Below are 12393 nucleotides of genomic sequence, written 5' to 3'. Positions count from 1 at the left end.
ATGGTCCGGCCGGACGATCATCCGAGGCCACGGCGGTTGCCGCAGGACCGCCGCCGATCCCAGGGCAGCTGCGACGAGACCGGTGATCACCCCGATGAGAGCCACTACCGTGTCGGGCGCAGGTCGGCGCCGAGGGTGGCCGCTGACCAGCGGATTCGGCCCGGGTGTCACATTCTCGTCGCCGCCGGTGTCTCGAGGGCGAGCACTATCGAACACCACCACGGAAGGCGGGACCATGAACACCACCGACATCAACCAGATCGGCGACGACAAGGCTGACGGGGAGCGGACGCACGTTGTCGTACTGGGTGCGGGCTACGCCGGCGCGATGGCGGCCAACCGGCTCCGGCGTGATCGTGCGGTCGACGTCACGGTCGTGAACCCACAGCCGTTCTTCGTACAGCGCATACGGCTCCACCAGTTCGTTTCGGGGACCGGTGATCCGCAGATCGCATTCGACGATGTGCTGGCCGACGACATCCGCGTTCTCGCCGACACCGCCACGCGCATCGACGCCGACGCACGGCGAGTCCATCTGGCGTCGGGCGCGCACCTCGATTACGACTACCTCATCTACGCGATCGGCACCCGCCACCGCACCCCCGAGATCCCAGGGGCCGCGGACCATGCGCTGTTCATCGCCGATTGGGAGAGTGCACAACGCATGCGCGAACGCGTCGAGGATCTGGCGGCGCACGAGACGGTCACCGTCATCGGCGGGGGACTCACCGGGATCGAGGTTGCGGCAGAACTCGCCGAGAGCGGACACAGCGTCCGGTTGGTGGGCGGCGGTGAGTTCGCGGCTTCGGTGAGCGCCCGGGCTCGACGCGCCACGGAGACGCAGCTGAATCGACTGGGTGTCGATGTCATGGACCAGGGACGTGTGGTCGAGCTCGGGGAGCGGACCGTCACCGTCGACATCGACGGTCAACGAATCGTGCTACCCAGCGCGGCAACGGTTCTCGCGACCGGCTTCGAGGCGCCGGAACTCGCGGCCGCCAGCGGCCTGGAGACCGACGAGATCGGCCGCCTGCGCGCCGACGCCGCCCTGGCCAGCATCGACGACGACCGGATCATCGGCGCCGGTGACGCGGTGGCTGTTGATGGCATGACGCTGCGGATGAGCTGTCAGGCCGCTGAACCACTGGGCGCCCAGGCCGCCGACGCGGTCCTCGCGAAGATCGCCGGTGAGCAGCCGAGCCCTGTCGACCAGGGCTTCGTCGCGCAGTGTGCCAGCATCGGCCGACATGCGGCCACCCTGCAGTTCACGCGCCGCGACGATTCGCCGACGCCGGCGGTGGTGACCGGTCGTCTCGCAGCCTGGACGAAGGAGTTGGTGTGCCGAGAAACCGTGGCCAACATCCGGCGTGAGGCCGCGCGGCCCGGTAAGTTCAGCTGGTTCGGTGCAGCGAAGAGCGCGACCGCCGAGCGTGAACCGGTCGGACGATGACGAACGGCCCGTCGACGAACGGAGTAGCTATGACAGGCGGTCAACTCGACCGTCGCGCAGCACGATTCGCAGAACTGCGGCCGTTGCTGTTCACCGTCGCCTATGAGATCGTCGGTTCCGCCGCCGACGCGGATGATGTCCTGCAGGAGAGCTACCTGAGGTGGGCGGAGGTCGACGACGTCGAAGTCGCCGACCCGAAGGCCTACCTCGCGAAGATCGTCACACGCCAGGCACTCAACACCCTGCGGTCGCGCTCGCGGCGTCGTGAGGAGTACGTCGGCCCGTGGCTCCCCGAGCCGATCCTGCTCGACGACCGCGACCTCGCCGACGACGTCGTACTCGCCGAGTCGGTGTCCACGGCGATGTTGGTGGTGCTGGAATCGCTGAGTCCGGACGAGCGTGCAGTGTTCGTGTTGCGCGAGGTGTTCGGGTTCTCCTACGCCGAGATCGGATCGATGGTCTCGAAGTCGTCGGCCGCGGTGCGCCAGATCGCGCACCGCGCCCGGTCGCATGTCGAGTCGCGGCGGCCCCGGTTCGAGCCGGTCGACGCCCAACGCGCCGGAGCGGTTGTCGAGGAGTTTCTCGCCGCCGCGCAGTCAGGTGAGGTCGAATCGCTCATGGCGCTGCTGTCGCCCGACGTCGTGTTCACCGCCGACAGTGACGGCAAGGCCACGGCGGTGAAACGGCCCATTCAGGGTTCGCTGCCGGTGGCGCGCCTGCTCACCGGATTCGCGCGACTCGGGACGACGATCGACGACTATCGCGCGGAGGTGGCGGTGCTCAATCACGAGCCCGGCATGCTCGTGTACTTCGACGGAAAACTGCAGGGCGTGTTCACGTTCCACATTGTCGACGGCGTGATCGACCAGATCTACGCGATGCGCAATCCCGACAAGCTCGCCGGGGTCGAGGAACCGCGAACGATCGCACGGTGACGTTCACCCGGCACGTTTCTATGCGGGAACAAGGCGATGAGGGCCGCGCCGGGCCTTGTTCTGCGACGATGGTCCGATGTTGCACAACTTGTCGACTCCCGCATCGCTCAGGTCGGTGCTGCGAGTTCGCACTGGTTTTCGGCATGGCATGCCGACGACAGAGTTGCGGATGAATCTGGCTCCTGACGCAGTGTGGGCGACGATCACCGATGTGAACGCCTGGCCGTCATGGGGACCCACGGTTTTCGGGGCGCAGGTAGACGGTGACGTCGAGTTGGCCTCTGGGACACGCGGAACGATCACGACTGTCGCGGGGGTACCCGTGCCGTTCGAGATCACCGAGTTCGTCGACGGACGATTGTGGGCGTGGAAGGTGGCGGGTGTGAACGCGACGCGGCACGAGGTGATCCCGGTGGCGGGTGGCTGCATTCTCAGCTTCGGTGCGCCGGTCTGGGCGGTACCGTATCTGCCGGTACTGGCCATCGCGTTGCCGCGGATCGAACGGATCGCGTCTGGTCTCGGAAGCTGACCTCGAAAGGCGCTGCTGCGTCAGAGATGTGATGACACCGGCCCCGCCGCGTCAGTCGATTGCCGCTGCCGGCGGCCTCAGGGCATCGCGCTGAACGAAGATACCGACAACGACGCCGACGATGGTCAAGAGCACGACCAGGGCTACCCCCGGAATCACGTGCCCTATCCCGTCGGGGCAGACCCACACCTGCTGCCCATCGATCGTGGTCGAGGAACAGCCCAGGTGCAGCACGGACTCGGACAGATAGATCAGCGGCCACGCCAGAGCGACCGCTGTCGGTACCGCGACCGCAACACTGACCAGGAGGATTCCGATCAGTGTCGACAGTGAGCGCAGAAGCCGCGAGTCCGTCATCGCCTCACTGTACGAGCGACCGTCGCCCAATATCAGTGCCCCGGACCGACGCCATCATGAGAGCAGTCCACTGGGTGTCACGGCCACCCACCGGCCATCGCTGGGTGGTAGGTCTTTCCACCCGCGGGAGTGGGCACGGTCGCAGATGATGCGTTCGCATCGCGGGCGGTCGGCGGGGGAGGCGTGCCATCGTTCGACGGCGGCGGCGATCGTGGGAAGCACGGTCACGTGTGGACCCATCGTTGGGTGGCGGGACTCCGCAGCGTATATGTCGCTCCAGAAATGACTCCCGACGACTGGGTGGACAAAACCGTCACCGATTCGGGCCGACATCATCTTGCTGTAGGCGCGCGTGCCCGCAGCATGAACTCCGTCGTCGTGGTCGCCGCCGAGGGCGAACATCAACTCTTCACCGAGCTGCTGCTGATGAACGGTTGTCATCGAATGCCCGTCGATGACCGGTTCGCCGGGTGCTCGGCGGCGAAATCTGGACATGATGTCGGCGACCGTGGCGGCGATCTCCGGGGGGATCAGCGGCGGGACAGAGTTCGCCGGCTCGTCACTGGTGAAAGCGAGGTACCGGAGGCTCTCTCCGACGAACGTGTCCCACGTTCCCTCCACGATTGAGTACTGGGTGACGGAATAGATGAATTGGTCGAATACGTCACGGGCAAACGGGACGCTCCGGCGTAGCAGGTCGACCTGGGCGAGAGGTACAGCACGGTGCAAGCGGGATTCGAGGAGACGGTCCTCGTGGTACAGACTCACTTCGATCCCCATGCACTCGGCAAACCGACGGTCGACGCCGTCGGGCATGAGGTCACCTGTGACCAGTAGAACACGGAAACCACCGGATGTGATCGGTCAGCCTTCACGTCTTCAGAGCTTGACGGCAGTTTCCGGCCAACCGGCCACGTATCACTCTGCACGACAGACGTTCTCGTGGTGAGAGCTGTTGGTGTAGAGGTGGTAGTCGCAGCTCGGGGTGTACATCCGAGGCCCACCCGGTGGGGGAGACACGACACGCTGAATGGCCGGCCCAGATCGCGAGGTAGCAGTCGTCGGAACTGCGCGTCACCACAGCCAGGGCTCTGTACGTCCGGGTGACGACGGCGTGGTCGCCGCCGACGTAGAGAGGGTGAACGCCGTCGCACGGCTCAATTCGCGCAGCGTGTGTTACCGTACTGAAACACTCGTTTCAGTGAGATTACTCGGAGGTCGCGATGACCCAGGGAACAGCAGCGGCGTGGTCGACCCCGCCGTCCGGTGGTGTCGTGCTCCGTCCGTTCGGCAAGCCAGGCGACCTCGGGTGGGTCGTACAGACCAACGGCGAGGTGTACGCGCGCGAGTTCGGTTGGGACATAACGATCGAGACGCTGGTCGCCGACATCGTTGCCGCCTTTGCCCGCAACCACGACGAAGACACCGAGGCCGGCTGGGTCGCCGAACTCGACGGCGCGCGGGTCGGCTCGGTGTTCTGCACTCGTGGACAGGATGAGCGCACCGCCAAGCTGCGAGTGCTCGTGGTCGATCCGAAGGCGCGAGGGCACTCGCTGGGTCGACGTCTGGTCGGGACCAGCGTCGATTTCGCGAGGCGAGCGGGCTATGAGCGGATGGAACTCTGGACGGTCGACTCCCTGACTTCAGCTCGTCGCGTCTACATTGACGCCGGATTCGCGCTGGACACCGAGTGGTCGAGCCGCCTGTTCGGAAAAGATCTGGTCGAACAGACCTGGTCACAAACTCTGTGAGCGCGCCACGGCCTGAGCTGGCGACAGGCTCTGCCCGTCGAGTCCAGCTCCTCGACGCCGCATACGCCTACATCGTCGACAACGGGGCAGCCTCCCTGTCGCTACGACCGTTGGCGACCGCGATCGGGTCGAGTCCGCGTGTGCTGCTGTACTTGTTCGGCAGCAAGGATGGACTCATCCAGGCACTGCTGCAGCACGCTCGCGCCGACCAGATGGAATCGATGGCGGGGCGCGTAGTCCTCGCAAAACAGCCTGCTGCACGGGATATCTTCGCCGTTGCACGAGCGGTGTGGGAATGGCTGTCCACGCCTTCGCAACGACCGGTACTGGCATTGTGGGTCGAGGCTTACGGTCGAGCGCTCACCGACCCCGACGGCCCGTGGAGCCTGTTCGCGCAGGGGACTGTCGACGACTGGCTGACGATGCTCGCCGAGGCGCAACCGACAGGCGTCCGGCAAACGTCGAAGGCCGAAAGTGAACGGACGGCTGTTCTCGCCGTCCTCCGTGGCGGTCTCCTCGACCTGCTGGCAACCGGCGACGTCCGACGAACCACAACCGCTGTCCACATGGCTCTGGACTCTCTGGCTGGACGAGTCGTGCCCGAGGGCCCGCAGTAGTGGGTGATCGGCGCGGGTTAATACAGCAGATGAGTATGCAATCATCTACTTGACATAATATCTATTATCGGCTAAAAACGAGGCTAGTGGAAGGCTAGTATTGCGGCTATCATGTAGCCATGACGACAGTGCCACTCGGTGAAGCTAAGGACAAGCTCTCCGCGCTGGTCGACAGCGCCGAGAGCACGCACGACATCATCACGATCACCAAGCACGGCAAACCCGCCGCGGTGCTGATGTCGGCCGACGACCTCGAATCGCTGCACGAGACGATCTACTGGCTCTCACGCGCCGGCGTCCGCGACGACGTCGCTACCGCAGACGCCGAGTACGCGGCCGGTGAGACCGTCTCCATCGACGACCTGCGCGCCGAACACGGCATGCCGCCGAAATGAGCGACGCTCCGACAGACTCGTCCGCCCCGTACCGGGTTGAGGTCGCATCCCCAGCTCGACGCGACCTTCAACGACTCCCATCCCGGATCGTCCACGCCGTCATCGAATTCATCTCCGGGCCGCTCGCCGAGAACCCCCACCGGCTTAGCAAGCCGCTGCGCGACGACCTCGCAGACCTTCACAGCGCCCGCCGCGGCGATTATCGCATCCTGCTCCGCATCGACGACCCCAACCACACCATCGTCATTGTCAGAATCGACCACCGAGCCCACGCCTACCGCACCTGAGTCTGGTGCGTTGAATTCTCAACCGACCCGGCGGTACTTCCTGTGCATTGCCTGCTTCGTCGTTCCAAGGAGCGTGCCGATCTCTGCCCACGACAGTCCTGCCAGGCGTGCCCGCCGCACCGCGACTTCCTCCTCGCGGGCAATCTCCCGTCGCCAATCTGCGACTCGGGAAAGCTGCTCGATTGGTGTCTCGTCGTCGTCGCCGCGGTCCAGTCCAGTCCTCATGCAGACCAGCGTGCCCGTGTCTCCGCGATCCGTCAACATTGGTTGACGGAAACCAGTTTGAATCACTGCTCGTCGTCAGTACCCGCATTCCTGGGCTGTCGACCAGCTCTAAGACCTCATCATCGCGCTGCAACGCCAGGTCAGCATGATCATCGCCGCCTCAAGACCACTTGTAGTGGTGACGATGGAGTGATCGTAAGCGGAACACGCACTATCCATCACCGCTGTGCGAGCTGTCAGCCTCGCCATCGGTGCTATCCGGGGGTCCCGAGCGACGGTCCGGCCAGTTGGAAGGGTCGGGCAGCAAGCTGCGATCACCACCGAAGGCATCGCCGAGCCCGAAACCGCCATTGCGAATGGCCATATCCAGTCCTGAAGACTTCCACAACCTGGAAGCCACGTCATCGAAAGCTCCAGGGTTGGTCTTGCTTAGCGACAGCAACGCGTCGTTCAGAGCACCCTCTTAGCGAAGAATGCCTGTGCGGCGACGACTCCGACTGCGAACGAGCTGCAGCACGAATGGCCGAGGCCCACCTGCCTAACGCCCACCAGCTCCTGACGATGCTCGCCGACACCCTCGGCTACAGCCTCACCAAGCGGTAAGTAGGAACGAAGCCTCCCGCTGCCCGGACATCCCAGGCAGCGGGAGGCTTTCGCTCATACGTGGTTATGCCTGCGTGAGGCGGTCCTCGCGCTCGCGGACCAGTCGCACGATCCCCTGGAACACGCGGTACCCGCGTGCCCGCTGGTACCCGCTCACCGCTCGGTCGTACACCGCCGCGACCGGAAGGGTCTCCGACTCCAGACCGCGGTCCTCGACCAGCTCCTCGTAGATCGAGTTGAACGGAGCGATCCAGTTGTTCAGGCGGCGATCGGGACCGTAGTCGCCCAGCCGGTACACCGACTCCCGCGAGACGAACCCGCCGTTGCGGATGAGATTTTCGCGCTAAACAAGTTCTCTTACGAACCGGCCCTCGGTGCCATAGATTGAGCCGGGACTCACCGTAAGGTGGGTCGATGGTAGCCACTTTCGCCGTATCGCGTGCAGGCAAGGCCCAGGTCGTCGCCGCCGCTATCATCGGCTTCGTAGTCGGGATGTTCGTCGTGATCCCGCTCGCCCATCTGACACGGAGCTGGCTGGGCTTGTCGGAACCCACCGCCGCGCCCCTGGATGCACCGGTGGACAGGCCGCTCATCGCCACGTACTGGGTTCCGTGGTTGCTGGCATGGGCGGTGCTACTCCTTCCCGGGATCGCGGTTATGCTCCCGGCACGCACCCGTTGGGCTGGCTGGGCGTACTCGCTCGCGGCTGGCGTAACGGCCGGAGTGATCGCGCTACTCGGGGCATGGACCGATTGGGGCTTGGGATAGACCTTGTCGATCAGGACTGCTTCTTGCAACTCGCCCTAGTTCAACACGTCCCGTTACCAGTTGAAAAATGCTGGGGGACAGGGCTTTAGCTAGCCAGATAGACATAGGCCCGTCGGCGTCACAGGCCGAGCTGCTGGCGCAGCGTGGCGAGGTCCTGTTGAGCGACGTCGAGGATCTCGGCGGCCGCCGGCGGGCAGTATCTGATCGCCTTGTCGTTTTCCGTGATGACCAGGTGGGTGTCACCGGCCAGGATGAAGTGGGCCTTCTTGCCTTTGCGGTGGGCGGCGCACGGACGCTCGTGATTCGTGCGGGGCGTCTCGACACGGACGTGGCGCAGGATCGCTTTGGTGGTGGGCATGCTGACTCCTTTGGGGCACGGTACGGGTGAGGTTTTACCCGCGTTGGGACAGTTGGGATCTCAACGTGTCGCGGACGGTGTCGGCGATCTTGTCGATGCGTTCGAAGATGGTGGTCAACTGCTCGCCCGACCACTCGCCGCGGGTGCCGTTGGGCATGCCCACCGCCTCGTTGATCGCCGCGGCCAGACGGCGGATTGCGATGACCGTGTTGTGCTGACGCGGGCCGCCCGTGACGGCCATCAGCTGGTGACCCCGGGTCGGGAGGTCGAGGTCGGCCAGAATTCGGTTGGCGACCGCCTTGGTGCGCTGGTTGACCCGGGTCTTGGCCGATTGTCGTGCCCGCTGCGGGGAGACCGGGATCGGCTGCGGCGCAGGGGGTGCGGCTGCTGCCTGCTGCGCCAGCAGGCGTTGGCGTAGCTGCTCGCGGTCAACGACGTCGCCGACACGAATGCCGGGGGCGACTTCGCGGTTCAAGATCTCGTCGAGGACCCGGTCGTCGGTGGGATCAAGGTAGGTCTGCTCGACGAAGTCGGTGAGGATCTCGTTGTCGACGAGCATGCCCTCGTCGAATCGGCGGGCACGCGGTTCGCCATCACCGTTGCCATCGCCGTCATCGTCGGTGGTGCCGGCAACCCATCCGTGCACCAAGGCTTGGTCATCGAGGTCGAGTTCGCGGAATTCTGACCAGCGGGCGTCGTTGTTGAGTCCGATGTGGGACACGATGTGGCCCTGGTTGTCGGGGTGCTCGGGGGCCGCCTCCTGCACCACGCGCATCACCCGGCCGACAAACTGGATGTAGGGCGCCAGGCTGCGGAAGGGCCGGAAGATCGCCGCGACACTCAGGCGCGGGTGGTCGAAGCCCTCACCGAGCATCTGCACCTGCACGACGCAGTCGAGCTGCCCTTGGCGCAGCCGTGCGATGACGGCGTCCTGGTCGTTTTCGTCCATGTCGGAATGGATCTCGGCCGCGCGGTATCCGCATTCGTTGTAGATCGCGGCGACCTGGCGGGCATGGTCGACCGAGCAGGCCGCGGCGATGATCTGGTGCTGGATACCGGTCTGGGCGCGCATCCGGTCACACGCCTGGATGCTGGCCTCCACGATGTGGCGGTTGCACTCGGTACTCAGCGCCACGCCGCGGCGGAACCAGGCCTCCTCGCGCAGTTCCAGGACTTCGTCGAGGGTGTGGCGGCGGGTGTCGTCACGGTAGGTGAAGTACAGCTCGGCGGGGGCGACGTTGCGGGAGTGGATCTGCTTGATGTAGCCGGTGATCATCGCCCGGGTGAACGGGTACCGGTAGACGATGTCGCCGTGCAGCTGCTGCTGGTCGGAGCGAAACGGGGTGGCGGTCAGGCTGACGACCTTGGCATTGGGGAAGCGCCGGAACACCTTCTGCCAGCTTTCGGCGGCAGCGTGATGGCCCTCATCGACCAGGATCATGTCAAAAAAGTCCTCCGGGAACTGCGGAAGCCACCGGTCGGCCTGGCTGGCCAGCTGCTGGATGTTGCAGACCACGAAGTCACTTTCGATCGCGTCGTGGACGTTGGCGTTTGGCCCGTCCAGGACGGCCATCCACGGCCCTGCGGTGAAATCCGACAACACCCGACACTTGGTCCAGAAACACTGCGGGCTGGTGATGTCCACGGCATCGGCGACCCCCTTACGGATCGTCAAGTTCGGCGTGATCACCAGCGTGCGACCACGGGCGATGCCGAAGGGCAGAGTCGCCATGATGCCGGTCTTGCCGCACCCGACTGGAATCTGCACGATCGCCGGGGTGGCGTTCTCAGCGAAGTGCTCGCGCACAGCACGGTGGGCCTCGCGCTGTGGCTCCCGCAACGCCGCGTTGGCCTCGACGTCCGCGTTGGCGGTGACGAACACACTGCTGTTGGCGCCAGCCGCGGCGGCCTCCTGGGCACGGCGATACTCCAGCCGGAACGGCTCCAGGTCGGCGCGCCGGTAATACCGGTAATCACTGCCGGGGCGCCGCAGCGCAGGCAAGGTGCCGTCACGATCCCATCGCCGCAGCGTCTGGGCGGACACCCCGAGATAAGCAGCCGCCTCCGCGACTCGCAGAAAACCTTGTTCAGCCATGATTAAAACTATACAACATTATACAACTCTAACAAGTATCCACTGCGTATATTGCCGCGCGCAAATGAGCTTCAACCTCGACACACTCTCCCGCTCACACGTCAGGTCACCTGGACGGGCCGGGCCCTCGAGGCCGACAAAGTCACCACAGCGTCCCGCTACATCAGTCGGGCAGGTAGGTGCGAGGCAGGAGTGCCGAAGTGATCTGCGGTACCCGATTTTCGTTGACGTAGATCACACATTGCAGATAGCGTGTCCACCACTTGCTGGTCTTGGGGGGCGAGTGAAGGTGGTGACGGTGCGTAGGTTTGGTATTGCCCTGGCCTCGTTAGTAATTGCCGCATTAATGTGGATCGGCGCAGGCGCGGTACGCGCGGACGTCTTCCATGGTTACTGGATCTACGGGAAGATCCACGAGGAATACGAACAAGCCGGTGGTTACAACTTCTTCGGCAACGCCACCATCCCCGAGTCAAACACCCAGAACGGCGGCAAGTTTCAGAAGTTCGTCAAGAACAGCTCGATCTACTGGCACTCCGCCGTGGCCGGCGGGCATGCCAACCAGATCGGTGGACTTATTCGCGATGCGTGGGGCCGAGTAGGTTGGGAGACTGGGTATCTGGGCTATCCGATCACCCGCGAGTTCGGCGTCAACGGCGGGCGCGCGAATCACATGGTGGCCGGGTCGATCTACTACTCGGCCACGACCGGAGCTAAAAACGTGTGGCTGGGAATCCGCGACGTCTGGGCCGATTCAGGCTGGGAGAACGGGCGATTCAAGTTTCCCACTGAAGACACCCGCACCACCACCTGCTCGGTCTGGGCGCAAGACTTCCAGGGCGGCACTGTGCTCTACAAGGACACGGGCGTCGGCGGCTACTTCCTACCCAACAACGACGTCGATGGGCAGCGCCTCGCCTACAGCACCGGCGGCGGTTTCCTCTACGGCGCCGAGCTGCAATCTGCGGTGAACTCCTGGAACCAACTCAGTCCTATCACGGTCGCGCCGGTAGGTGTGTTCGAGGTTGCCGATGTGGCGATCTCGACGGAAAACCGATCCGATGTGAGCTGGTCTGGGCTGCACACGCGCTACAACGCGCCGCTGACCAGCACTATCCAGATCAACATGCACTACGTGCAGGGCTACTCATCGGCGAGGAGAGCGGGGGTGATCGCCCACGAGATTGGGCACGCACTGGGACTGTTCCACACCTGCTCCAACGACCTGATGGCAGATAATGACGGGGCCCGCGGAACGTCCTACACGCCCACTGGGCTCACCCGCGACCTCTACCACAACAAGTGGGGATTCTGATGACCACCAACCACCGAGCAACACGACCGGCGGCCCTCACGCTCGGCATCGTCGGCATCTTCGCCGCTGCCACCCTGGCCGCGTGCGGCGAACAAACCGTCAATGAGGGCATCCCTCCCCTCGAATCGGCCACGGCCACCTCGACCGCCCATGCGGACTCGATCACCGACACCTCTGACCTACGCAACCTGATGGCGATCTCGACGCACGTCTTCACCGGCCGCGTCGAATCAGCCGCCGGCACCAAGGCACTCGGGCCACTCCCCGAAACTCAGTACAGCGTGCTCACCAAAACGGCGATCAAAGGTGAAGTCCCCGAGAGCGTGGTAGTCAACCAGCAAGGCGGAGTCAAAGACGGTGTCTACATTTCCGTCAACGGCGACAGACCTCTCAAGGTCGGCCAGTGGTACCTGTTCGCCACCCGCTACCTCGAGTCAGAGAAGTGGTACACCCTCGTCCCTGTCGACGGCCGCAAGCCTGTGACTGAACAACAAGCCCGCGACAGAGCCTCCGCGCCCCTAGCCGCAGCTGAGGCCGCGTTGCGCGCCAACCCCCAAAACCGGCTCGCACCACCGGCCCCACCGAGCCCGTCGATGACCTTTCCGATACCCCAACCCGGCGACCGCAACCCGCCACCACCCTCACCGGCGCCAACCGGTTAATCATCCGGTGGTCAGGGTGTATGAACCGTCCTGGATCGGATGGAGA

General features: G+C 64.6%; 15 protein-coding genes. 9 read left to right on the top strand and 6 right to left on the bottom strand.

The window, feature by feature from the left end; genetic code table 11:
* The first annotated feature begins 235 nt into the window (after positions 1-235).
* The 3 genes from QAD21_RS13425 to QAD21_RS13415 all read left to right on the top strand — a co-directional run bounded on the left by QAD21_RS13425 (position 236) and on the right by QAD21_RS13415 (position 2914).
* Entirely contained in the window at positions 236-1450 is a 1215-nt protein-coding gene (locus tag QAD21_RS13425) for an FAD-dependent oxidoreductase (RefSeq protein WP_065631664.1), read from the top strand.
* A gap of 29 nt (positions 1451-1479) precedes the next feature.
* On the top strand, positions 1480-2385 hold the full coding sequence (locus QAD21_RS13420) for an RNA polymerase sigma-70 factor (RefSeq protein ID WP_065631665.1): 906 nt from the start codon (positions 1480-1482) through the stop codon (positions 2383-2385).
* Positions 2386-2533: 148 nt separating this feature from the next.
* Positions 2534-2914, top strand: coding sequence for an SRPBCC family protein (locus QAD21_RS13415; protein ID WP_065631666.1), 381 nt, complete (start codon positions 2534-2536; stop codon positions 2912-2914).
* Between the two features lie 51 nt (positions 2915-2965).
* On the opposite strand, the gene QAD21_RS13410 is transcribed toward QAD21_RS13415, so the two are convergent.
* Together QAD21_RS13410 and QAD21_RS13405 are read right to left on the bottom strand one after the other, a co-directional pair.
* A complete protein-coding gene (locus QAD21_RS13410) occupies positions 2966-3271 on the bottom strand; it encodes a hypothetical protein (protein ID WP_280359662.1) in 306 nt (101 codons plus the stop codon).
* A 54-nt stretch (positions 3272-3325) separates the two neighbouring features.
* Positions 3326-4087 carry a hypothetical protein gene (locus QAD21_RS13405; protein ID WP_139104661.1) on the bottom strand — a complete coding sequence of 254 codons (762 nt, stop codon included), beginning with the start codon at positions 4085-4087 and terminating at the stop codon, positions 3326-3328.
* A gap of 407 nt (positions 4088-4494) precedes the next feature.
* Here QAD21_RS13405 and QAD21_RS13400 point away from each other — a divergent pair, with 407 nt between their 5' ends.
* The 4 genes from QAD21_RS13400 (at position 4495) to QAD21_RS13385 (ending at position 6321) form a co-directional block, all read left to right on the top strand.
* Positions 4495-5022 carry a GNAT family N-acetyltransferase gene (locus QAD21_RS13400; RefSeq protein ID WP_065631669.1) on the top strand — a complete coding sequence of 176 codons (528 nt, stop codon included), beginning with the start codon at positions 4495-4497 and terminating at the stop codon, positions 5020-5022.
* On the top strand, positions 5019-5639 hold the full coding sequence (locus QAD21_RS13395; RefSeq protein WP_223258858.1) for a TetR/AcrR family transcriptional regulator: 621 nt from the start codon (positions 5019-5021) through the stop codon (positions 5637-5639). The genes QAD21_RS13400 and QAD21_RS13395 overlap by 4 nt, the downstream gene beginning before the upstream one ends.
* A 119-nt stretch (positions 5640-5758) precedes the next feature.
* A complete protein-coding gene (locus tag QAD21_RS13390) occupies positions 5759-6034 on the top strand; it encodes a type II toxin-antitoxin system Phd/YefM family antitoxin (protein ID WP_055477309.1) in 276 nt (91 codons plus the stop codon).
* On the top strand, positions 6031-6321 hold the full coding sequence (locus tag QAD21_RS13385) for a type II toxin-antitoxin system RelE/ParE family toxin (protein ID WP_055477308.1): 291 nt from the start codon (positions 6031-6033) through the stop codon (positions 6319-6321). Before QAD21_RS13390 ends, QAD21_RS13385 begins: the two co-directional genes overlap by 4 nt.
* An 18-nt stretch (positions 6322-6339) precedes the next feature.
* On the opposite strand, the gene QAD21_RS13380 is transcribed toward QAD21_RS13385, so the two are convergent.
* The 4 genes from QAD21_RS13380 to QAD21_RS13365 all read right to left on the bottom strand — a co-directional run bounded on the left by QAD21_RS13380 (position 6340) and on the right by QAD21_RS13365 (position 10370).
* Positions 6340-6546 carry a hypothetical protein gene (locus QAD21_RS13380; protein ID WP_055477311.1) on the bottom strand — a complete coding sequence of 69 codons (207 nt, stop codon included), beginning with the start codon at positions 6544-6546 and terminating at the stop codon, positions 6340-6342.
* A gap of 667 nt (positions 6547-7213) precedes the next feature.
* Positions 7214-7447, bottom strand: a complete 234-nt coding sequence (locus tag QAD21_RS13375; protein ID WP_055477307.1) for a hypothetical protein — start codon at positions 7445-7447, stop codon at positions 7214-7216.
* 588 nt (positions 7448-8035) lie between these two features.
* Complete coding sequence (locus QAD21_RS13370) at positions 8036-8275, bottom strand: hypothetical protein (protein WP_055477305.1); 240 nt, start codon at positions 8273-8275, stop codon at positions 8036-8038.
* A gap of 34 nt (positions 8276-8309) precedes the next feature.
* Positions 8310-10370 (bottom strand): DEAD/DEAH box helicase family protein, encoded by a 2061-nt coding sequence (locus tag QAD21_RS13365; protein ID WP_068970440.1) that lies wholly within the window; start codon positions 10368-10370, stop codon positions 8310-8312.
* Between the two features lie 283 nt (positions 10371-10653).
* Here QAD21_RS13365 and QAD21_RS13360 point away from each other — a divergent pair, with 283 nt between their 5' ends.
* Positions 10654-11685 carry a reprolysin-like metallopeptidase gene (locus QAD21_RS13360; protein ID WP_189340051.1) on the top strand — a complete coding sequence of 344 codons (1032 nt, stop codon included), beginning with the start codon at positions 10654-10656 and terminating at the stop codon, positions 11683-11685.
* Entirely contained in the window at positions 11685-12347 is a 663-nt protein-coding gene (locus tag QAD21_RS13355) for a hypothetical protein (protein WP_055477302.1), read from the top strand. The genes QAD21_RS13360 and QAD21_RS13355 overlap by 1 nt, the downstream gene beginning before the upstream one ends.
* Positions 12348-12393: the final 46 nt, after the last annotated feature.

The organism is Gordonia sp. SMJS1 (genome assembly GCF_029866425.1).
GTDB classification, from domain to species: Bacteria; Actinomycetota; Actinomycetes; order Mycobacteriales; family Mycobacteriaceae; genus Gordonia; species Gordonia hongkongensis.
Note: the sequence above shows the minus strand (reverse complement) of the source record. Positions and strands in the feature narration are given on the sequence as shown.

Excerpts from the sequence above, each read along its gene's own strand:
- QAD21_RS13425 (WP_065631664.1), top strand. The coding sequence starts at position 236 with ATGAACACCACCGACATCAACCAGATCGGCGACGACAAGGCTGACGGG.
- QAD21_RS13420 (WP_065631665.1), top strand. The coding sequence starts at position 1,480 with ATGACAGGCGGTCAACTCGACCGTCGCGCAGCACGATTCGCAGAACTG.
- QAD21_RS13415 (WP_065631666.1), top strand. The coding sequence starts at position 2,534 with ATGCCGACGACAGAGTTGCGGATGAATCTGGCTCCTGACGCAGTGTGG.
- QAD21_RS13410 (WP_280359662.1), bottom strand. The coding sequence starts at position 3,271 with ATGACGGACTCGCGGCTTCTGCGCTCACTGTCGACACTGATCGGAATC.
- QAD21_RS13405 (WP_139104661.1), bottom strand. The coding sequence starts at position 4,087 with ATGCCCGACGGCGTCGACCGTCGGTTTGCCGAGTGCATGGGGATCGAA.
- QAD21_RS13400 (WP_065631669.1), top strand. The coding sequence starts at position 4,495 with ATGACCCAGGGAACAGCAGCGGCGTGGTCGACCCCGCCGTCCGGTGGT.
- QAD21_RS13390 (WP_055477309.1), top strand. The coding sequence starts at position 5,759 with ATGACGACAGTGCCACTCGGTGAAGCTAAGGACAAGCTCTCCGCGCTG.
- QAD21_RS13385 (WP_055477308.1), top strand. The coding sequence starts at position 6,031 with ATGAGCGACGCTCCGACAGACTCGTCCGCCCCGTACCGGGTTGAGGTC.
- QAD21_RS13380 (WP_055477311.1), bottom strand. The coding sequence starts at position 6,546 with ATGAGGACTGGACTGGACCGCGGCGACGACGACGAGACACCAATCGAG.
- QAD21_RS13370 (WP_055477305.1), bottom strand. The coding sequence starts at position 8,275 with ATGCCCACCACCAAAGCGATCCTGCGCCACGTCCGTGTCGAGACGCCC.
- QAD21_RS13365 (WP_068970440.1), bottom strand. The coding sequence starts at position 10,370 with ATGGCTGAACAAGGTTTTCTGCGAGTCGCGGAGGCGGCTGCTTATCTC.
- QAD21_RS13355 (WP_055477302.1), top strand. The coding sequence starts at position 11,685 with ATGACCACCAACCACCGAGCAACACGACCGGCGGCCCTCACGCTCGGC.